Source organism: Arthrobacter luteolus NBRC 107841, from assembly GCF_001552075.1.
Classification (GTDB): Bacteria; Actinomycetota; Actinomycetes; order Actinomycetales; family Micrococcaceae; genus Arthrobacter_B; species Arthrobacter_B luteolus.
This window is the reverse complement of the sequence record NZ_BCQM01000001.1, coordinates 427134-448015: the sequence shown is the minus strand read 5'-3', so window position 1 is coordinate 448015 and position 20882 is coordinate 427134. Positions and strand designations below refer to the sequence as shown.

Genomic DNA, 20882 nt, shown 5'->3' with positions numbered 1-20882 from the left:
CTGCGGCCCGCTTCGGCGGGCCTCGGGGCCGAAGGCCGAATAGATGACCGGCGGGGCCCAGAACCAAAACTAGGGAGAAACCGTGGCACTCGACGTGCTTACCGACCTCAACAAGGTCCGCAACATTGGCATCATGGCCCACATTGATGCCGGCAAGACCACTACCACCGAGCGCATCCTGTTCTACACCGGTGTCAACCACAAGATTGGTGAGACGCACGACGGCGCCTCGACCATGGACTGGATGGCACAGGAGCAGGAGCGGGGTATCACCATTACCTCCGCAGCTACCACGTGCTACTGGGACAACAACCAGATCAACATCATCGACACGCCGGGTCACGTTGACTTCACTGTCGAGGTTGAGCGGTCCCTGCGCGTGCTCGACGGCGCCGTAGCCGTCTTCGACGGCAAGGAAGGCGTGGAGCCGCAGTCCGAGACTGTCTGGCGCCAGGCTGATAAGTACAACGTTCCGCGTATCTGCTTCGTCAACAAGATGGACAAGCTCGGCGCTGACTTCTACTTCACCGTCGACACCATCATCAACCGCCTCGGCGCCAAGCCGCTGGTCCTCCAGCTGCCGATCGGCTCCGAAAGCGAATTCGAGGGCGTTGTTGACCTCCTCGAAATGCGTGCACTCACCTGGCGCGGCGACGCCAAGGGTGACGTGACCATGGGCGCCAAGTACGAAGTTGAGCCGATCCCCGCAGACCTGCAGGAAAAGGCCGAAGAGTACCGCGCAATGCTGGTTGAGACCGTCGCTGAGGCCAGCGACGAGCTGATGAACAAGTACCTCGAAGGTGAAGAACTCACCGTTGAGGAACTGAAGGCCGGCATCCGTAAGCTGACCGTCAACTCCGAGGTCTACCCGGTGCTGTGTGGCTCTGCGTTCAAGAACCGCGGCGTACAGCCGATGCTTGACGCCGTCGTCGCCTACCTGCCGAGCCCGCTTGACGTCCCGAACATCACGGGCCACGACATCCGCGACGAAGAGGTCACCCTCGAGCGCGCCGCTGATGCCAACGCTCCGTTCGCGGCACTGGCGTTCAAGGTTGTGACGCACCCGTTCTTCGGCCGTCTGACCTACATCCGCGTGTACTCCGGTCACGCTGCTTCCGGCACCCAGGTCATGAACTCGACCAAGCAGAAGAAGGAGCGCATCGGGAAGCTCTTCCAGATGCACGCCAACAAGGAAAACCCGGTCGACGAGATCACGACGGGTCACATCTACGCTGCTATCGGCCTGAAGGACACCACCACGGGCGACACCCTGTGCGACCTTCAGAACCCGATCGTGCTGGAATCCATGAGCTTCCCGGAGCCCGTGATTTCCGTGGCCATCGAGCCGAAGACCAAGGGTGACCAGGAGAAGCTCTCCACGGCCATCCAGAAGCTCTCCGAAGAGGACCCGACCTTCCAGGTCTCCCTCGACGAGGACACCGGCCAGACCATCATCGCCGGCATGGGCGAGCTCCACCTGGATATCCTGGTGGACCGCATGCGCCGCGAGTTCCGCGTCGAAGCCAACGTGGGCAAGCCCCAGGTTGCTTACCGCGAGACGATCCGCAAAACGGTCGAGCGCTACGATTACACGCACAAGAAGCAGACCGGTGGTTCGGGTCAGTTCGCAAAGATCCAGATCGCGATCGCGCCGCTGGATACCGCCGAAGGCGCTATGTACGAGTTCGAGAACAAGGTCACTGGTGGCCGTGTTCCGCGCGAATACATCCCCAGCGTCGACCAGGGTATCCAGAGCGCCCTCACCGACGGCATCCTTGCCGGCTACCCGGTTGTCGGCATCAAGGCAACGCTGATCGACGGCGCTTACCACGACGTTGACTCTTCGGAAATGGCGTTCAAGATCGCCGGCCGCCAGGCTTTCAAGGAAGCCGCACGGATGGCCAGCCCGGTTCTGCTTGAACCGATCATGGATGTTGAAGTCCGCACCCCTGAGGAATACATGGGTGAGGTCATCGGTGACATCAACTCGCGCCGCGGGCAGATGCAGTCGATGGAAGATGCCAGCGGCGTAAAGGTCATTCGTGCCCTTGTTCCGCTGTCCGGCATGTTTGGGTACATCGGTGACCTGCGGTCCAAGACCCAGGGACGCGCCGTTTACTCGATGTCGTTCAACAGCTACGCAGAGGTCCCGAAGGCAGTAGCCGACGAGATCATCCAGAAGACGCGCGGCGAGTAAGACCCTGGCCGGTGTCCGGAGCAATCCGGACACCGGCCGTGCGCAGCCTGTTCCAGGGACCAAAATCCCGAAGACACAGGGTGTGCGGCCAGACTGAGCGGAACCTGCAAGGATCCGCAGCACAAGGCAATTTCATCAAAATAACAGCCCCCCAGTAGACTTGTATCGGATCAGTTGCGAGAAGCGCGGCTGGTGATTCAGTCTTCTAACCTTTCTAGGAGGAACCCGTGGCGAAGGCAAAGTTCGAGCGGACTAAGCCGCACGTCAACATCGGCACCATTGGTCACGTTGACCATGGAAAGACGACGTTGACCGCTGCCATTTCAAAGGTGCTTGCTGACAAGTACCCTGACCTGAACGAGCAGCGCGACTTCGCTGCTATCGACTCCGCGCCCGAAGAGCGCCAGCGCGGTATCACCATCAACATCTCGCACATCGAGTACCAGACCGAGAAGCGTCACTACGCACACGTTGACGCTCCCGGCCACGCTGACTACATCAAGAACATGATCACTGGTGCAGCTCAGATGGACGGCGCAATCCTCGTGGTTGCCGCTACTGACGGCCCGATGGCTCAGACCCGCGAGCACGTTCTGCTCGCCCGCCAGGTTGGTGTTCCCTACCTGCTGGTCGCACTGAACAAGTCCGACATGGTTGAGGACGAGGAACTTCTCGACCTCGTGGAAATGGAAGTTCGCGAACTGCTGAGCTCCCAGGAGTTCGACGGCGACAACGCTCCCGTCGTGCGCGTTTCCGGCCTGAAGGCACTGGAAGGCGACCCCAAGTGGGTTGCCTCCGTCGAAGAGCTGATGGAAGCCGTTGACAACAACGTTCCTGACCCCGTCCGTGACAAGGACAAGCCGTTCCTCATGCCTATCGAGGACGTCTTCACCATCACCGGCCGTGGCACCGTTGTAACGGGCCGCGCCGAGCGCGGTACCCTCGCCATCAACTCCGAGGTCGAGATCGTCGGCATCCGTCCGGTCCAGAAGACCACGGTTACCGGTATCGAGATGTTCCACAAGCAGCTTGACGAAGCATGGGCCGGCGAGAACTGTGGCCTGCTGCTCCGCGGTATCAAGCGCGAAGACGTAGAGCGTGGCCAGGTTGTCGTGAAGCCGGGTTCCATCACCCCGCACACCGACTTCGAGGCCAACGTCTACATCCTGTCCAAGGATGAAGGCGGCCGCCACAACCCGTTCTACTCGAACTACCGCCCGCAGTTCTACTTCCGCACCACCGACGTCACGGGTGTTATCACCCTGCCCGAGGGTACGGAAATGGTTATGCCCGGTGACAACACCGAAATGACCGTTGAACTGATCCAGCCGATCGCAATGGAAGAGGGCCTCGGCTTCGCTATCCGCGAAGGCGGCCGCACCGTTGGATCCGGCCGCGTCACCAAGATCATCAAGTAATTTGATGTTCTGACGCTCGGACCGTTCGGTTCAGCATTGAGAAGGCCCCGCTGCTACGGCAGCGGGGCCTTCTTGCGTTCCGGGAGCAGCGGGCCCGGCCGGGTTCCCAGGGTGGTGGCCAGCACGGTGCCGCACTCCAGGCCGTCAGCGAAAGCGCGTACGGCGTTCAGACCGGCGGCGGAGGCTGCCCCGCCAATGACCGTGAACGGAATTCCTTCCGCCTCCAGCCCGCGGGCCAGTTCGGTGTTCTCCACCTGGCCGGCGGCGACGACGACGGCGTCAGCGGGGATCAGAAGGTCTCCGCCGTCCGGGCGGGTCACCAACAGTCCCCGGTCGCTCAGTTGCCGGTAGGAAATTCCAGTCAGCATGTGCACACCTGCGCTGCGCAGCGCCTGGAGCGCAGCCCAGCGGGTGGAAGGCCCGATTCCCGCGCCGATGCGTCCGCTTCGGCGCAGCAGGGTAATCTGCGCTGATCCGCTGCCGGCCGCCGTGGCCCCCGGCAGCTCCCGCACAAAACGTTCAACCGACTGCTCTTCCGTCTCCGGCCGGCCCGGGTCCGGAGATATAAGCAGGTGGGCCAGGTCCACAGCGATACCTCCCGCGCCCACGACGGCGATGCGGTGTGCGGCTCGCAGGGCTGCCGGATCGGCAAACGCCTCCCGGTAGTCCAGGACCGGAATCCGGCCCTGACCGGGCAGGGGCACGGAGCGGGGGAGTACCCCGGTGGCGTCCACCACATGGCTGAACCCGGCCAGATCTGCCGCCTGGGCCTGCACACCGGTGCGGATCCGGACACCGAGCCGGGGCAGTTCCCGGCTGAAATACCTGACCGTCTCGAGGAAGTCCGCCTTCCCCGGCACCTTTCCCGCCATCAGGAACTGTCCGCCGATACCCGGCCCAGCCTCAAACAGGACCACCTGCACACCGTGCCCGGCGAGGGTTGCGGCTGCCTGGAGGCCCGCCGGGCCCGCACCCACAACCGCTACGGCAGCGCGGGCAGGCAGCCGGGCGTGATCCGGGAACCGGCCGGCGCCCCGGGAGCGGATCGGGTCCTCTCCCGGAGCGGACCTCCCACCGGCAAACTGCACCTCCACGGGGAAAGCCGATTCGCGTCCGGCCCGCGGGTTGACCAGACAGGACACCGGTTCCGTGCCAAAAGACCGGTCGATGCAGGCTTCGTTGCAGGCAATGCAGGTATTGACCAGCTCCGGCCGGCCGGCGGCGCTTTTAGCCACGATCCGCGGATCGGCCAGGAAAGGCCGGGCCATGGACACAAAATCCACCTGTCCGTCGGCCAGAGCGGCGTCTGCCTGGGCCAGGGAGTTGATGCGGTTGGACCCAATCACCGGGACCGGGCGCTCCTGGAGGGCCAGGGCAGCCCTGATCCGGGCGGCAACCGGAAGCCAATGACCGTGCGGCACCAGGGCCTGAACTGTGGGAACCCGCGACTCATGCCAGCCGATGCCGATGTTCAGGGCGTCCGCACCCGCCGCAGCGAGGGCGGCAGCCAGCCGCCGGTATTCCGCCGGTGAACTGGACCCCGGCAGCAGGTCGTCGCCGGACAGCCGGAAGATGACCGGGCAGCCCGGTCCGGCGGCGTCCCGTACGGCGGCCAGTACTGCCAGCGGAAAGGCCTGCCGCCGCACCGGGTCTCCGCCCCAGGCATCATCGCGGAGGTTGGTCGCTGCTGACGCAAACTGATTCACCAGATATCCCTCGGAACCCATAATCTCCACGGCGTCGAAGCCAAGCGCCTGCGCCAGCCGGGCAGCGCCGGCAAAATCGGCCAGAGTCTGCGCTATCTGCTCCTGGGTCATGGCGGCAGGCATGCTTCGGGAGTAGTCGGACCAGACAGCTGAGGGTGCCAGGGGCTGCAGGCCGAAGGTGTCTTCGAAGGCGTACCGGCCGGCGTGGAAGAGCTGGAGCGCCAGCCGCCCGCCGGCGTCGTGCACCGCCTCCAAAGCCGCACCGGCAGCGTCCTGGAAAGCACCGCCGGTTGTCACCAGATAGGTCCTGCCGCCGGAGCCTTCCCGGTTGACCGCGGCGCCGCCGGTGGTGATCAGGGCTGCGCCCCCGGCTGCCCGCTCGGCGTAGAACGCGCCCAGCGCACGGGGATCGGCTTCGAAGTTCAGGTGCATGGAACCCATGAGGATCCGGTGCGGCAGCTCCATCGTGCCGATCGAGCCGGGCGCGAAGGCAGCAGGAAACATCCGGGCTCCGGGGCGGGGATCCGTAGGCACCGGCCTACCGCCGGCCGCCCGCGCGGTCCAGGAGATCCCTGGCGATCACGGCCTTCTGGATCTCGTTCGTACCTTCCTCGAACCGCTGCGCCCGGGCATCGCGGTAAACCCGTTCGATCGGCTGGGTCCGCCAGTAACCGATGCCGCCGTGCACCTGCAGCGCTTTGTCGGTGACCCGGGTCAGCATGTCGACGGCGGTCAGCTTGGCCATTGAGGACAGCGCTGCTGCCTCCGGTTCGGAAGCCTGCCAGGCGGCTGCGGCCGTCAGGGTGAGTGCCCGGGCGGCGGCAATATCGGCTGCGTTTTCGGCCAGCATAAAGGCGATGGCTTGCCGGGAAGCCAGCGGTTTGCCGAAGGTTGTGCGTTCCAGGGCATAGTGCACCGCCAGCTGCTGGGCACGCTGGGCCAGCCCCACACAGCTCATGGCCACGGAAATCCGGCTGGGGGTGAGGAACCCGCCCAGCGCCACCAGCAGGCCGTCGCCCTCGGCGCCCAGCCGGTTCGCCACCGGAACCGGCGAGTCTGTGAACGTCAGGGACGCATGGTCGGTGCCGCGCACCCCCATGGTCTCCGAGGTATCTTCGACCAGCGCTCCCGGCACATTGCGGTCGACCAGCAGGGCCACGGTTCCGTCCCGGCCGGTGCTGCCCGCCAGCCGGGCGAACAGCAGCCAGTAGTCGCAGCGCACTCCGAAGGTGATGAGGTGCTTGCGGCCCGTGAGGTAGTAGGTGTCCCCGTCGCGTCGGACAGTGGAGGTGATATCCACGCCGGTTCCGTTGCCCGGCTCGGTGAGGGTGAACGCGACCGTGAGATCCCCGGCCACCGCCGGGCGGATGACGTCCCGGCGCTGCCGTTCGTCCGCGAACGGGTTCATGGCACGCCAGGTTCCGTTCAGTACGTGCACGATCATGCGGATCGAAGCGTGTGAGCGGGAGAAGACCTCCATCAGCCCCATCCACTGCACAAAGCTCAGTCCGGTCCCGCCGAGATCCCGCGGTGCGGCCAGGGACAGGAAACCTTCAGTCCGCAGCTGTTTCCACAACGCATCCGGTGTGCTGCCCGCCGCCTCGATCTCCTCCGCCCAGGCTTCGCCGGGCCCCTCAACCCAGTCCGTGACCCTTTTGAGCAGGCTTTGGTACTCGGGTTCGGGAACGGAGCTGCCCCGCCCATCCGCAGTAATGCCACTGGTCTTCACGCCTGGCTCCTATCCTCGCCCGCCTGGTCACCTGCGAGTTCGCGCGCCCGTTCACGCAGCAGGAATTTCTGTACTTTGCCGACGGGGTTGCGGGGAATGGCCTGAACCACTTCCAGATGCTCGGGCCAATAGTGCTTCGATACCTGGAAACTGTCCAGGTATCCGGTGAGGTCCGCGAGCGTCAGGTCCGCCCCGCCGGCGGGGACCACAAACGCGCAGGCCCGTTCGCCCAGCCGCGGATCGGGCATCGCGGCCAGCGCTACGTCCTCCACCCCCGGGTGGCGGTAGAGCAGCTGTTCAATCTCCGCCACCGGGATCTTCTCTCCGCCGCGGTTGATGACATCCCGCACCCGTCCGGTGATGCGCAGGTACCCGGCGTCGTCGAGCGTGGCCAGGTCCCCGGTGCGGTACCAGCCGTCCTCTGTGAAGGCTTCCTTGGTCAGGTCCGGGCGGTCCAGGTACCCCTCGAACAGGGTGGGACTCAGGAGCTCGAAGTTACCTTCGGTGCCCGCCGGCAGCAGCTGCCCCTCGTCACTGACGATCCGGGCCCGCACACCGGGGAGCAGGCGTCCATCCGTTCCCCAGACCAGCGCCGGCTCGCCGCCGGGGGAGGAGACCGAGCCCAGGCAGGTTTCAGTGGTCCCGAAGGCTCCGCAGACGGCGGTGTCCAGCACACGGGTTGCACGTTCGGCCAGGTGGCGCGGAACGGCTGCACCGGTATTAACGAAGATCCGCAGGCTCGGGGGAGCTGCGGCGCCGGCCTCGACCGCCTTGACCAGGTCGGAGAGGAAGGGGGTAGCAGCCTGGACGAAGGTGCCTTTCCAGCCCCGGAGCATGGTCAGCGCCCGCTCGGGCTCCCACACCGCCTGCAGGATCTGCGGCGCTCCCAGCACGAAGGACAGCCACATTCCGTAGAGGAAACCTGTCTGATGCGCCAGTGGAGAGGGAATGAAGACGGCGTCCGAGCTGTCCAGCTCCAGCTGGTGTGCCTCCATAGCCGCAGCCCGGCTGAGTGTGCTGTGCCGATGGAGCACTCCCTTGGGCTCACCGGTGGTCCCGGAGGTGAACAGCAGCTGCGCCGGCGCATCAGGAGCCGGGGCTGCAGCGTCAATCAGCTCCCGGTCCACCTCCGTCTCGGCCAGCTCCTGCTCCCACCCGTGCCAGACGACGCCCCGCTCGCGGACCGGCAGCGGCGGAGCAGCGCCGCCGACGACCACCACATGCCGGACCGCCAGATCGTAGTCAGGATCGGCGCCTGTTCCGGCGGCCAGGATCCCGGAGAGCTCGGCAGCGTAGTGCCTGCCGCGGAACTCTTCGGGAACAACAACGACGGCGGCCCGCGAGCGGTGCAGGGCAAAGGCGACCTCCCGCTCGCGGAAGATCGGCATCAGGGGTGCGGCCACGGCCCCGATCCGAAGGACCGCAACCGTGAGGAGGACGAATTCGCTCCAGTTCGGCAACTGGAACGCCACCCGGTCCCCGGGCCGGACGCCCAGGCTAAGCAGCATCGCCGCGATCCGGTCCGCTCCGGCATCCAGGCCGGCCCAGGTCAGGTGCCCGGTGCCGGCCGGGCGTCCGTCCACGACGGCGGTGTCCGCCGGACGTTCCTTCGCCCACCGGCGGACCCAATCAGGTCCGGTCACGGCGGAACTTTCCTCGATACCGCGAACCGTGAGCTGCGCCGGACGGTGTCCTTGGCGGGAACGCGGGTTCTTCCGGCGAAGGACCCGGCCCTCCTCGACCTGCATGGACAACCCGAAGGAGTTCATGGCTTCCAGGAACTCGGGATAGGAGATGCGGTAGGCGTTCGGATAGGTAAGGGTTGACCGGCCCTCCGCCGCCGATGCCGCGATGGCCAGGGACATGAGCACCCGGTGGTCGTTGAAGGAGGAAAGATCCGCACCGGCCAGGCGGGCCGGGCCCCGGACACGCAGTTCATTGCCGGTGATCCGAACGTCCGCGCCCATGGAATTCAGCTGCAGCATCGCGGCGACCCGGTCCGATTCCTTCAGGCGCACGTGCTCCACATTGCGGAACACGCTCTCGCCGTCCGCACAGGCGGCCATGACCGACAGGATCGGCAGCATATCCGGCACGAGGCGGCAGTCGATGTCCGCCGGACCCAGGCGCAGGCCGTCGTGCCGGACCCGCACGGCGTCCGAACCGGCGTCGTAAGCCATCGGCAGTCCCATGCCCGCTGCGATGTCGAGGAAATCAGCCTCCGGGTGATCGGCGCCCGCAGCGGTGACGGAGGTCAGCCCGTGCAGCAGCAGATCGGCTGGATGGAGCGCGGCCGCGGCCAGGCCGAAGGCCGCGGACCCGATGTCCGGGGGCATCCGCAGGTCTGTGGGCACGGCCTGCTGCCCCGGCGGGATGTCGAACCGGTGCCAGTCCTGCTGGACTTCGACCTGCAGCCCGAACCGGCGCATCATCTTGACCGTCAGTTCCAGATAGGTACGTTCGTTCAACGTTCCGTCCACCACCACGGTGGTGGGTGCCGACGCGAACGGCGCGAGCAGCAGGAGACCGGAAATCCACTGGGAAAGCGTTCCGGCGATGTGGACTTCGCCGCCGGTCGGGGCATGGGCACGCACCCGCAGGGGCGGGCAGTCAGTGGGGGAGTCGACGTCGACTCCCATTTGCCGCAGCGCCGCCAGGAGCGGGCCGATGGGCCTGCGCTGGAAGTACTTTTGACCGGTGACCGTAACGTCCCGCGACCCCAGGGATGCGAGACCGGCCATGAAGTAGAGGGTGGTGCCGGAGCTGCCGGCGGAGATGCTCTCTCCGGCGGGGACGTACGGACCGCCGTGGACCACGTAGGTTCCGCCGTCAACGTCTATCCGGGTACCGAGCCGGCGCAGCATTGCCACCGTGTAATGAACATGCCGCGCGTCGGTCAGCCCGGTAATACGGCTGGTCCCGGGTGCGAGGGAAGCCAGGATCAGCGCCCGGTGGGCATGGTATTTGGAGTTGGGCACCTGTGCTTCCCCACAGATGCGCTGCTGTGTTCCCAGGACCGAAAGATGCATGGCGATATAGCCCTTCCACCGGCTGCTGTACGCGTCCAGGCGGCCACCCCGGAGCCGAGGCTATCAGTTCGGGAAGACCCCCGGAACAGGCTGCGCATCCAGCACCGGTGAGGGTCCGTCAATTTGTTCCAGGCAGGGTCCGCGGCGGCGTTGTCCACAGGGTGGGACTGGCAGTCCCCGGTCCGTGTCCGCCCGCCTAGGATGGGGAGCAGCACCGACGGTAGAGGGGAACACGGCTGGTCATGGGGGAATTCATCTTAGTTTTGGCTGTCGCGGCGGCCGGGTTCACGGTGGGGCGGTTCTCCACCCGGAAAGACGCATCCGCCAGGAACAGCACCGCTTATGGCCGGGACCTTCCGCATCCCGCACAGATTTTCGAAGAGGGTTATCAGGCGGGCCTGTTGGACGCCGCCTCCGTCCAGGCTGATACTGCTGCCGGGGCCGGATACACGATGTCCCAGGGGCTCGCCAAGCCGCAGCCCCAGACCCGGTCCAGGCAGCAGGGCCGCAGCCAGCCCCAGCAGAGCGCCATTCCCCAGCAGAGTGCCACACCCCAGCAGCGTGCCCAGTCCCCGGACAGTGCAGGCCGCCACCCTGCTCCGCCCCCACCAACCTGGCCACCAGCCCCCGCTCCCGCAGGTTTCGTCTCCCGCCCGGCGCCTCCGGTGGCCTTCGACGGTCCGGCCGCCCCGGCGCCCGTATCTTCCGTCTCCGCCCCGTCTTCCGTCCCCGCCCCGCGGAATATTCCGGTTCCGCCGAACGCATCTGCCCCGCCGTCCTCCCTCCCGGTGCAGCCCCGCAGCCCCCGGCCTCCTGCGCCGCCCCGGCCGCGGACCGAGTCCGAGCTGGCTGCGGACAAGCGGCGCCGGGACCTGCGCAACATCAACATCACCCTGTACTCAGCGAGCCTGCTGCTGGTCGCTGCGGCTGCGCTCTTCATCGGTATCTCCATCCCCGAAGAAGCCCGGTTTGCCGGGATCGTTCTTCTCACGGCACTGTTCTACTCCTCCGGGCTGGTGATCCACTCACGCCGGAAGAGCCTGCGGCCGGCAGCCGTTGCCTTTACGGGCACCGGCCTGGCCCTGATCCCGGTTGTAGGGCTGGCGCTGCACAACTTCCTCCTGCACGATCCGGCCCTGGCCTGGCTGGCCACGTCTCTGGTGGGCACCGCGGCTTTTGCCTACGCTGCTGCCCGGCTGGACAGCCGGGTCGTGACCTACCTGGCCCTGACCTTCCTGCTCTCCACCGCGCTCGCCTCCGGCGCAGCGGTCCGCTCCGGGATCGTCTGGTATTTCGTCTTCACCGTTCTTCTCGCAACCCTGGTGAGCCTTGCCGCGGTCCGCCGGCCGGGGTGGCTCAGGAACGTCTACCTCGACGCCTTCGTGCGCTCCCACCGCTACCTGGTCCCGGCCACCGCCGCTGCGGCTTTGCTCACGGCCGCCGAACTGGGATGGGGTCCGCTGTCCGTCCTGTTCCTGGCCATCGCCGGGTACTACGCCGTCCTGGTGTGGCAGGGACCCGCAGAACAGGCCCTGGTGCACAGCTACGGGGTCCGCGCCGGAGCGACTGCCGGGCTGGTGTCCGCGGCCCACTACTTCCTCGGTTCCGTGCCACTGACCCTCCTGACGGCCGTGGCGCTGCTGGCGGCGCAGGCCGCAGCCCTCTTTGTCTATGAGCCGCGGTATGCCGCAGCAGCACGCCAACACACCACGCCCTCCCGGGCCAGCCGTTATTTCCACGTCGATGCCGCCGCGGTCCTGGGGCTGCAGTTCCTGGCAGGGGTGCTGGCAGCCCTGGTATTCGGCTTCGACGTCCGCGGCGGAAACGGCAACCTGTTCGCCTACGCCGGTTCGGTGGTCCTGGTCTTCGCCGCATTCTGTGCAGCGGCCTGGAAATTCCGGGGCGCCGCTGAGCCCGCTGCCGGTGCTGCCCTGCTGCTTGGCGTGCTTCCCCGCGTGTTGACCGGGCAGGCGCCGCTCTGGCCGCTGCTGCTGGTGCTGGCACTGCTCACCGGATACACCGTGCTGCGTGCCGGCCGCGCCAGCGGGGATGAACGTGGATCGTTCGTGCTGGCGGCGCGGTGCGCAGGGATCCTGCTGGTTCCGCTCGCTGCTTACACTGTCCTTGAATCCCAGGCTCCTGATGCCGCCTGGACCTGGACGCTGGCCGGAGGAATTGCGGCCGTGGCAGCGAACCAGGCCGTCTCCGCAGTGCGCCTGGCGGCGGGCCGAGCGGAGAAGTTCCCGAACGGCGAGCTCGCGTCCTCCATCTGCATCGGCATTGTGCTGGCCGCCGCGCTGCGCTTTGTGGAAGCCCCCGCATCCGTCCTGGCGCTGTCCGCCCTGTGGGTCCTGGTGGGCGTCAACGTCCTGTCCTCGCTGCTGCGCCGGCCGGGAGCCGCCGCCGCGGCGCCTGCAGGCTTCGCCGCCGCCGCAGTGCTCGGGGCCGGGATGATGGGGCTGACCGGATACGAACTGCTGACCGCAGCGGCCTTGGGCTACTGTGCCCTGCAGATGCTGAAGTTCTCGCCGCAGCCGGTCCGCGGGGTCTATCTGGCAGCAGCACAGGCCCTCTTCACACTGCTCACCGGCCTCGTTGCCGCCGATCTGGGACTCAGCATCCATGGAGTCTTCACCGCCATAGCACTTTCGCTTGCGGTGCAGCACGTTCTCCGCATCGTGCTGCACCGCAGGCTCGCCGCAGTCGGGCTGGGCCGGGTGCTGGACTGGGGAACCCTCGTGGCTCTGGCCGTGCTTCCGCTGGCGTACTACGCAGTGCGCGCGGATGCCGAGGCAGGTACCGGAACCGTGCTGCTGCTCATTGCCGCAATCAGTGCCGTCACCACCCAGGCAGTCTTCGCGTTGGTGCCCAATCGAACCGCTGCGCCCGGACGGAGCATTCTCCAGGACACGGCCGAAGCCGCGGTCCTGGCGCTGCTGCTCACGCTGGGCCTCCGGCTGGCGGACGCACCCGCAACCGCGCCGGCCCTGGCCGGACTGTGGGCGGCGTTCAGCGCGAACCTCTTGACTGCCGTTCTGCACCGCGGCACCAGGCTGGCGCTGGCGGCCCCTGCAGGGCTGCTGGCAGCGGCCCTGCTTGGCGCAGGCCTGCTGGGACTGCGTGGCTACCAGCTCCTCTTCGCCGCCGCCCTGGCGTACTGCGTGGTGCTCCTGCGTGACCGGGGCAACGCGTTCCGCGGAGCCTATCTGGCGGCGGCGCAGGTGCTTGGCAGCCTCGTCGCAGCCCTGGTGGCTGCAGACCTGGTGGGGCATATTAACGGGTTCTTTATCGCGCTGGCAGTCTCCTTCGCTGCGGCACAGATCCTGCGGACTCTGCTGCACCGGCGGGTGGAACCACTGGGCCTAGCGGAACCTTCCCGGTGGGGCGGGCTGGCGGTGCTGGCACTGCTTCCCCTTACCTACGCGGCGGTGCCCGGTCCGGCGGAAACGGAAGTGCTCCTTGCGCTCATCCTCACGGCCGCCGCAACCGCCCTGTTCACGCAGTGTTCCACCGCCGCAGGAATCCGGAGGAAAGCTCCGCTGCCCCACGCTTCGGTCCTGACAGTCTCCGCTGCCGTGGCCGTGCTGGCAGCGGAGCTTGCTGTCCGTTCCCTCGAGCACCCGCAGACCGGCTGGACCCAGGTGCTGATCTGGGCTGCGCTGGGCGCGAACGCCGCCACCGCGCTGATGCTGCGCCCGGGCAGGTGGGAAGGACTTGCTGCCGGCGGCTTTGCGGCAGCAGCCCTGGCCGGAGCCGGCGTCTGGGGCCTGCGGAGCTACGAGCTGCTGCTCCTGCTGGCGGTGGCGTACGGCGGATACCTCGTGACGCGCCGCAGCCAGCCCAACCGCGGGCACTATCTGCTGGGCGTACAGATCCTGGCCGCCGTCCAGGCCGGCCTCCTTGCCGCTGACGCCGGAGCCGGAATGCATGGGGTGTTCGCTGCCGCCGCGGTGGTCCTGGCCGCGGCCCAGGCCGTGCGTGCTGGTCTGGAACCCCGGCTGGGCGGCATCGGCTTCGCAGCCCCCGCCCAGTGGACGACCATGGCCCTGCTGGCTTCCGCCCCGGTTATATATGCCGGCTATGCATGGGCAGCCGGGACGGGAGCGCACCGGGATGTTGTGGTGGCCCAGCTGCTGCTGCTCCTGGCCGTTGCTGCCGCCGGATTTGCCCGCTGGCGTGCAGCCGCGTTCCTCTACCCGGGTGTTTACGCGCTCGGAGCGCTGCCCCTGCTCCTGACTGGCCTGGCGCGGTTCAGCGGGCAAGGCATACTGCCCGGACCGGTGCTGGGCCCGCTGGCAGCAGGTCTGGTGCTGACAGCCCTGGCCGCAGCAGCCCTCGCAGGTGAAGCCCGGCCCGCGCTTGCCCTGCCGGTCCGCACTGCCCTTCTCACTGCTGCAGCGGCTTACCCGGCTGCCGTACTGCTCCTGGCAACGGGGAAGTACGCCCTGATGCTGACCGCGCTCTCACTGACCGCACTCGCTGCCGTCTTCCTCACGGTTTCCTACACCCGGGCCCGTCCATGGCTGGCGGTGGGTGTGCCGCCGCTGCTCTGCATCGCAGCACTGGCTGCCGTGGGGGAATTCCAGCGCTCCGCACTGGGGGGTCCCCTTCCGCAGGGGTACGGATATCTGTGGCCGGCCTGGGCCGCTGCCCTCCTGCTCCAGGCGCTGCGGATGTTCATTTCGCTGGCTGACGGGGTGCCCGGGAGGCAGCTGCGCTCCCGGATTATGGGTTCAGCCGCTGCCTTCGCGCTTGTTGCCGGATCAGTTCCCGCCATGGGGGAGTGGAACCATGCAGCCCTGGCCGGTTCGCTGACCTTGCTGGCGGCACTGGCGCTTGCTGTCCGGGAAGCGCCGGACACGCTGCGGGAACAGGCCGCGCAGGCGGCCGTCCTCCCGGCGGCGCTCGCTGTGCAGCGGATGGGCTGGTACCTCGCCGGAGATCCTCTCGACGCCTTCTGGTCCGTTCAGTACTGGGCTTTCGTCCTGGCGGGCCTGGCTGCCTGGGAGTATCTGCGGAAACGGGAATCCAGCTTCACCTTCCTGCTGGGAGCATCGGCGGTAATTCTCTCCGGCAGCGGCCTGACAACCATTGGGTCCGGAGGGACGGCCGAGCAACTGTGGGCGCTGGTGGCGCACGCCGGGCTGCTTGCCTTCGGCCTGCTCGCCAGCCGCAGGCTCTTCACTATCTGGGGTGCCGCGGGAGTCGCATTGGCGGTCCTCTGGTATCTGCGCGGCTACACGTTCCTGCTCCTGGCCCTGCTTGCCGCCGGGTTGATTGCCCTCGCCGTCTGGCGGCTGACAAGGGTTCGAAGCGAACCGGAAGAGGTCCGCGAAAAGGAAGAGAGCCGGTCCTGACACCGGCGGAGGTCCTCCGCTAGGCTCGATGCATGGAAATCCTTATCCTGTTGGTCATTGCCGCCGCGATCGTCGGTGGCTTCATGTGGAGCCGCCGGCACTTTTCCCATGAGATCGACCGGGCGAAGCGGATCCGGCGCGCTAACCGGGAGGACCGCCCCTGAGCGGAGCCGTCTCAGGGCGGAACGCTTTGACCGGAAGAACCGGAACGCATGTGCCTGCTGGGCACCGGTTTTTCGGGCCGGACGGGCGTCTGGGCTAGACTGAAGAAAATGACGCGCCAGGCACACGGGTATCCCGCAGGCAGGCGCGGCCATCTGCTAGTCGTCAGGCTGGGAAGCTGTGCGCTGATTCGCGTTATGCCCACCGATCTGGCAAACTAGAGAAGTTGTTCAAGCGCTTTTGTGCCCGCACGCGCTGAGCAGGCCGTGGTAAACGGCACTGTGTGCGTGTTGAGATTGCGTCCCGGCCAGGATAATGCCTGGCGCAGGGTCCGGTCCTTCAGGGGAAAAGCCCATATATGACCCGCCCCCATTCTTGTACGGGTGTTGCCAGTTTCGAATCTGCGACACGCCCGAGCGCGGGGGTCGGAGCCTCGGCAGGTTGAGGAACCCGGAGCTTCCGGATTCAGCTTGTTGGAGGAGCGCCGGGGCCACCATGGCCGCCAGGAGCAAAAACTGTACAGAGAGCAATACTCGAAGAAAGAGGCACGACGCCATGGCGGGACAAAAAATCCGCATCCGGCTGAAGTCGTATGACCATGAGGTCATTGACGTATCAGCACGGAAGATCGTTGAGACGGTCACGCGTGCAGGCGCAACGGTAGTAGGCCCCGTGCCGCTGCCCACGGAAAAGAACGTGTACTGCGTTATCCGTTCGCCGCACAAGTACAAGGACAGCCGCGAGCACTTTGAAATGCGCACGCACAAGCGTCTGATCGACATCATTGACCCCACGCCTAAGGCCGTTGACTCGCTGATGCGTCTTGACCTGCCTGCAGACGTGAACATCGAAATCAAGCTGTAGGGGGGAGCAGATACTTATGTCTTCTTCACTTACCCGCCAGGTTAAGGGCCTCCTGGGCACCAAGCTGGGCATGACCCAGGTCTGGGACGAGAACAACAAGCTCGTCCCCGTCACCGTGGTCCAGGCTGATTCCAACGTCATCACCCAGCTGCGCGACGCGGCCAAGGACGGCTACACCGCCGTTCAGATCGGCTACGGCCAGATCGATCCCCGCAAGGTCACCAAGCCGCTGGCAGGACACTTCGAGAAGGCCGGCGTTACGCCGCGCCGCCACGTTGTTGAACTGCGTACCGCTGACGCCGACACCTACGAACTCGGCCAGGAACTCTCTGTTGAGATGTTCGAAGCCGGCCAGAAGGTCGACGTCACCGGCACCTCCAAGGGCAAGGGCTTCGCCGGTGTCATGAAGCGTCACGGCTTCCACGGCGTCGGTGCCTCCCACGGTGCCCACAAGAACCACCGCAAGCCCGGCTCGATTGGTGGCGCATCCACCCCCGGCCGCGTCTTCAAGGGTCTTCGGATGGCCGGCCGCATGGGCGCCGTCCGTCACACCACGATGAACCTCACCATCCACGCCGTGGATGTTGAGAAGTCGCTGCTGCTGATCAAGGGTGCCGTTCCCGGCGCCCGCGGCCAGGTCGTCCTCGTACGCACCGCCGTGAAGGGAGCTTAGTCTCATGGCTAACGAAACCACTGTTGAATTCCCCGCAGCGATCTTCGACGTTCAGACGAACGTACCGCTGCTGCACCAGGTTGTAGTGGCACAGCTTGCCGCTGCACGCCAGGGCACGCACAAGACGAAGACCCGCGCAGAGGTTAGCGGTGCAGGCCGCAAGCCGTTCAAGCAGAAGGGTACCGGCCGCGCCCGTCAGGGCTCGATCCGTGCTCCTCACATGACCGGTGGCGGCGTTGTCCACGGACCGACGCCCCGCGATTACAGCCAGCGCACCCCCAAGAAGATGATTGCCGCCGCCCTGCGCGGAGCACTCTCTGACCGGGCCCGCAACGGCCGCATCCACGTGCTGGAATCCCTGGTTGCCGGCGAGACGCCGTCGACCAAGGCCGCACGCGAATCGCTGCGTTCACTTTCCGACCGCAAGAACATGCTCGTTGTTATCGAGCGCGCCAATGATGTTGCTGCACTCTCCGTGCGCAACCTCACCGATGTTCATGTGATCTACGTAGATCAGCTGAACACCTACGACGTGCTCGTTGCTGACGACGTGGTCTTCACCCAGGCTGCCTACGACGAGTTCGTCGGCAAGAACACTGTCAAGGAGGACGCCAAGTGAGCGCGACCACCGCAAAGGACCCTCGCGACGTGGTGCTTGCACCCGTCGTCTCGGAAAAGAGCTACGGCCTGATCGACGAAGGTAAGTACACCTTCCTGGTCGACCCCCGCTCGAACAAGACCGAGATCAAGCTGGCCGTGGAGAAGATTTTCTCCGTCAAGGTCGACTCGATCAACACCATCAACCGTGCCGGTAAGCGCAAGCGGACCAAGTTCGGATGGGGCCAGCGCAAGAGCACCAAGCGTGCGATTGTCACCCTGAAGGACGGCACAATCGACATCTTCGGCGGTCCGCTCAGCTAGAGCGGAGACCACTTTAACGAGGAATAAATAATGGGAATCCGTAAATACAAGCCGACTACCCCGGGCCGCCGCGGCTCGAGCGTAGCCGACTTCACCGAAATCACGCGGTCAACGCCGGAAAAGTCGTTGGTTCGCCCGCTCCCGAAAAAGGGCGGCCGTAACAACACCGGTAAGATCACGACCAGGCACAAGGGTGGCGGACACAAGCGCCAGTACCGCCTGATCGACTTCCGCCGGCATGACAAGGACGGCGTCGACGCCCGCGTTGCTGAGATCGAATACGATCCGAACCGCACCGCCCGCATCGCGCTCCTGCACTATGTTGATGGCACCAAGCGTTACATCATTGCGCCGAACAAGCTCAAGCAGGGCGACTTCGTCGAGGCCGGCGCCGGGGCTGACATCAAGCCCGGCAACAACCTGCCGCTGCGCAACATCCCCGTGGGTACCACCATCCACGCCGTTGAACTGCGTCCGGGCGGCGGTGCCAAGATGGCCCGCTCCGCCGGTGCGTCCGTTCAGCTCGTTGCCAAGGAAGGCCGCTTCGCACAGCTGCGGCTGCCCTCCGGCGAAATCCGCAACGTTGACGTGCGCTGCCGCGCAACCGTCGGCGAAGTTGGCAACGCCGAGCAGTCCAACATCAACTGGGGCAAGGCCGGCCGTATGCGCTGGAAGGGCGTTCGCCCGACCGTCCGCGGTGTCGCCATGAACCCCGTTGACCACCCGCATGGTGGTGGCGAAGGCAAGACCTCAGGTGGACGCCACCCGGTCAACCCGAACGGTAAGCGCGAAGGCCGTACCCGCCGCCCCAATAAAGAGAGCGACAAGCTTATTGTGCGTCGCCGTCGTTCCGGCAAGAACAAGCGATAGGAGCCTGGAAACATGCCACGCAGCCTGAAGAAAGGCCCCTTCGTCGACCAGCACCTGTTCCTTAAGGTGGCGGCCGAAAACGAAAAGGGCACCAAGAACGTCATCAAGACGTGGTCCCGCCGCTCGATGATCGTCCCCGACATGCTCGGACACACGATCGCCGTGCACGACGGACGCAAGCACATTCCGGTGTTTGTCACCGAGTCGATGGTCGGGCACAAGCTCGGCGAATTCGCTCTGACGCGGACATTCCGCGGCCATGTGAAGGACGACCGCAAGGGCAAGCGCCGCTAGGCGCTGCTCTTTCGGCAGAAGACGAGAGAAGGAAAGCAATGGAAGCCAAGGCAATTGCGCGTCATATCCGCGTAACGCCTATGAAGGCCCGGCGCGTCGTCAACCTTGTTCGTGGCAAGCAAGCGAATGAGGCTCTGGCAATTCTGAAGTTTGCCCCCCAGGCAGCTTCGGAGCCGGTATTCAAGGTAGTTCAGTCGGCAATGGCCAACGCACGTGTCCTCGCGGACCGCGATGGCGTGGCCTTCGACGAAGGTGACCTCTACATCAGCGAAGCATTCGTTGATGAAGGACCCACCATGAAGCGGTTCCAGCCGCGTGCCCAGGGCCGCGCCTACCGCATCAACAAGCGCACCAGCCACGTCACCGTGGTAGTCGCAACCCCGAAGAACGAGGAGGACCGTTAAGTGGGACAGAAGGTAAACCCGCACGGGTTCCGACTCGGCATCACCACTGACCACGTTTCGCACTGGTTTGCTGACAGCAACAAGCCGGGCCAGCGTTACAAGGACTTCGTCCGCGAGGACATCAAGATCCGTCAGCTGATGTCCACCGGTATGGACCGCGCCGGCATCGCCAAGGTTGAGATCGAGCGCACCCGCGACCGTGTCCGTGTGGATATCCACACTGCACGTCCGGGCATCGTCATCGGCCGCCGCGGCGCCGAAGCAGACCGCATCCGCGGCGAGCTCGAGAAGCTCACGGGCAAGCAGGTTCAGCTGAACATCCTCGAGGTCAAGAACCCCGAGATGGAAGCTCAGCTTGTTGCCCAGGGTGTTGCTGAGCAGCTCTCTTCCCGCGTGGCTTTCCGCCGTGCGATGAAGAAGGCTATCCAGTCCGCACAGCGTGCAGGTGCAAAGGGTATCCGTATCCAGTGCTCCGGCCGTCTGGGTGGCGCTGAAATGAGCCGTTCCGAGTTCTACCGTGAAGGCCGTGTGCCCCTGCACACCCTCCGCGCGAACATCGACTACGGCTTCTTCGAAGCAAAGACCACCTTCGGCCGCATCGGCGTGAAGGTCTGGATCTACAAGGGCGACGTCACTTCCAAGGAACTGGCTGCACAGCAGGCTGCTGCACCGTCCCGCGGACGTTCCAACGACCGTCCGGGCCGCGGCCCGGCCGACCGTGGGGACCGTGGCGGCGACCGTCGTCGTCGTCCCGAGCGTGCCGAGAAGGCCGCCGCGCCTGCTGCAGAGGCTCCGGCCGCTGAGGCAGCCGCCCCCGCAGCAGAAGGAGGACAGGCTTAAATGCTTATCCCACGTCGAGTCAAATACCGCAAGCAGCACCACCCGGGTCGTTCCGGCGCTGCAACCGGTGGCACCGCAGTCAGCTTTGGTGAGTGGGGTATCCAGGCACTTACGCCTGCGTACGTAACCAACCGCCAGATTGAAGCTGCCCGTATTGCCATGACGCGCCACATCAAGCGCGGCGGCAAGGTCTGGATCAACATTTATCCGGACCGTCCGCTGACGAAGAAGCCGGCCGAAACCCGCATGGGTTCCGGTAAGGGTTCTCCGGAGTGGTGGGTTGCAAACGTCAAGCCGGGGCGGGTTCTGTTCGAACTCTCCGGTGTTTCCGAAGAGGTAGCTCGCGAGGCACTGCGCCTGGCGATCCATAAGCTGCCGTTGAAGGCACGCATTGTGCGTCGCGAGGGTGGTGAATAGC

16 protein-coding genes are annotated in these 20882 nt (G+C 65.9%); 13 read left to right on the top strand and 3 right to left on the bottom strand.

What is annotated here, in order from left to right:
• Positions 1–82: 82 nt before the first annotated feature.
• On the top strand, positions 83–2197 hold the full coding sequence (gene fusA / locus AL3_RS02035; protein ID WP_066295961.1) for an elongation factor G: 2115 nt from the start codon (positions 83–85) through the stop codon (positions 2195–2197).
• Between the two features lie 227 nt (positions 2198–2424).
• Positions 2425–3615 carry an elongation factor Tu gene (gene tuf, locus AL3_RS02030; protein WP_066295960.1) on the top strand — a complete coding sequence of 397 codons (1191 nt, stop codon included), beginning with the start codon at positions 2425–2427 and terminating at the stop codon, positions 3613–3615.
• A 53-nt stretch (positions 3616–3668) separates the two neighbouring features.
• On the opposite strand, the gene AL3_RS02025 is transcribed toward tuf, so the two are convergent.
• Genes AL3_RS02025 through aroA form a run of 3 tightly spaced genes read right to left on the bottom strand, consistent with a single transcriptional unit; the run spans position 3669 to position 10079 of the window.
• Complete coding sequence (locus tag AL3_RS02025) at positions 3669–5825, bottom strand: oxidoreductase (RefSeq protein WP_083521366.1); 2157 nt, start codon at positions 5823–5825, stop codon at positions 3669–3671.
• 34 nt (positions 5826–5859) lie between these two features.
• Positions 5860–7050: an acyl-CoA dehydrogenase family protein gene (locus AL3_RS02020; protein WP_205054078.1), complete on the bottom strand. Its 1191-nt coding sequence runs from the start codon at positions 7048–7050 to the stop codon at positions 5860–5862.
• Positions 7047–10079, bottom strand: a complete 3033-nt coding sequence (gene aroA / locus AL3_RS02015; protein WP_066295957.1) for a 3-phosphoshikimate 1-carboxyvinyltransferase — start codon at positions 10077–10079, stop codon at positions 7047–7049. The genes AL3_RS02020 and aroA overlap by 4 nt, the downstream gene beginning before the upstream one ends.
• A gap of 242 nt (positions 10080–10321) precedes the next feature.
• On the opposite strand from aroA, the gene AL3_RS02010 reads away from it, so the two are divergent.
• The 11 genes from AL3_RS02010 (at position 10322) to rplP (ending at position 20881) form a co-directional block, all read left to right on the top strand.
• Positions 10322–15436, top strand: coding sequence for a hypothetical protein (locus AL3_RS02010; protein ID WP_066295951.1), 5115 nt, complete (start codon positions 10322–10324; stop codon positions 15434–15436).
• A gap of 32 nt (positions 15437–15468) precedes the next feature.
• Positions 15469–15600, top strand: coding sequence for a hypothetical protein (locus tag AL3_RS18840; protein WP_255220882.1), 132 nt, complete (start codon positions 15469–15471; stop codon positions 15598–15600).
• Between the two features lie 553 nt (positions 15601–16153).
• A complete protein-coding gene (rpsJ, locus tag AL3_RS02005) occupies positions 16154–16462 on the top strand; it encodes a 30S ribosomal protein S10 (protein WP_003803825.1) in 309 nt (102 codons plus the stop codon).
• A 16-nt stretch (positions 16463–16478) separates the two neighbouring features.
• Positions 16479–17135: a 50S ribosomal protein L3 gene (rplC, locus tag AL3_RS02000; protein ID WP_066295948.1), complete on the top strand. Its 657-nt coding sequence runs from the start codon at positions 16479–16481 to the stop codon at positions 17133–17135.
• Between the two features lie 4 nt (positions 17136–17139).
• A complete protein-coding gene (gene rplD, locus AL3_RS01995; protein ID WP_066295941.1) occupies positions 17140–17754 on the top strand; it encodes a 50S ribosomal protein L4 in 615 nt (204 codons plus the stop codon).
• Entirely contained in the window at positions 17751–18056 is a 306-nt protein-coding gene (rplW, locus tag AL3_RS01990; RefSeq protein WP_066295939.1) for a 50S ribosomal protein L23, read from the top strand. Before rplD ends, rplW begins: the two co-directional genes overlap by 4 nt.
• A 30-nt stretch (positions 18057–18086) precedes the next feature.
• Entirely contained in the window at positions 18087–18926 is an 840-nt protein-coding gene (gene rplB, locus AL3_RS01985; protein ID WP_066295936.1) for a 50S ribosomal protein L2, read from the top strand.
• A 12-nt stretch (positions 18927–18938) separates the two neighbouring features.
• The gene (gene rpsS, locus AL3_RS01980) at positions 18939–19220 is read left to right on the top strand and encodes a 30S ribosomal protein S19 (protein ID WP_066295933.1); all 282 of its coding nucleotides are present in this window, start codon (positions 18939–18941) and stop codon (positions 19218–19220) included.
• A 38-nt stretch (positions 19221–19258) separates the two neighbouring features.
• Complete coding sequence (gene rplV / locus AL3_RS01975; protein WP_066295929.1) at positions 19259–19624, top strand: 50S ribosomal protein L22; 366 nt, start codon at positions 19259–19261, stop codon at positions 19622–19624.
• A complete protein-coding gene (gene rpsC, locus AL3_RS01970) occupies positions 19625–20464 on the top strand; it encodes a 30S ribosomal protein S3 (protein ID WP_066295924.1) in 840 nt (279 codons plus the stop codon).
• Positions 20465–20881 (top strand): 50S ribosomal protein L16, encoded by a 417-nt coding sequence (rplP, locus tag AL3_RS01965; protein ID WP_055239353.1) that lies wholly within the window; start codon positions 20465–20467, stop codon positions 20879–20881.
• Position 20882: the final 1 nt, after the last annotated feature.

Excerpts from the sequence above, each read along its gene's own strand:
- AL3_RS02025 (WP_083521366.1), bottom strand. The coding sequence starts at position 5,825 with ATGTTTCCTGCTGCCTTCGCGCCCGGCTCGATCGGCACGATGGAGCTG.
- rplB (WP_066295936.1), top strand. The coding sequence starts at position 18,087 with ATGGGAATCCGTAAATACAAGCCGACTACCCCGGGCCGCCGCGGCTCG.
- rpsS (WP_066295933.1), top strand. The coding sequence starts at position 18,939 with ATGCCACGCAGCCTGAAGAAAGGCCCCTTCGTCGACCAGCACCTGTTC.
- rpsJ (WP_003803825.1), top strand. The coding sequence starts at position 16,154 with ATGGCGGGACAAAAAATCCGCATCCGGCTGAAGTCGTATGACCATGAG.
- rplD (WP_066295941.1), top strand. The coding sequence starts at position 17,140 with ATGGCTAACGAAACCACTGTTGAATTCCCCGCAGCGATCTTCGACGTT.
- rplV (WP_066295929.1), top strand. The coding sequence starts at position 19,259 with ATGGAAGCCAAGGCAATTGCGCGTCATATCCGCGTAACGCCTATGAAG.
- AL3_RS18840 (WP_255220882.1), top strand. The coding sequence starts at position 15,469 with ATGGAAATCCTTATCCTGTTGGTCATTGCCGCCGCGATCGTCGGTGGC.
- rplP (WP_055239353.1), top strand. The coding sequence starts at position 20,465 with ATGCTTATCCCACGTCGAGTCAAATACCGCAAGCAGCACCACCCGGGT.
- rplC (WP_066295948.1), top strand. The coding sequence starts at position 16,479 with ATGTCTTCTTCACTTACCCGCCAGGTTAAGGGCCTCCTGGGCACCAAG.
- aroA (WP_066295957.1), bottom strand. The coding sequence starts at position 10,079 with ATGCATCTTTCGGTCCTGGGAACACAGCAGCGCATCTGTGGGGAAGCA.
- AL3_RS02010 (WP_066295951.1), top strand. The coding sequence starts at position 10,322 with ATGGGGGAATTCATCTTAGTTTTGGCTGTCGCGGCGGCCGGGTTCACG.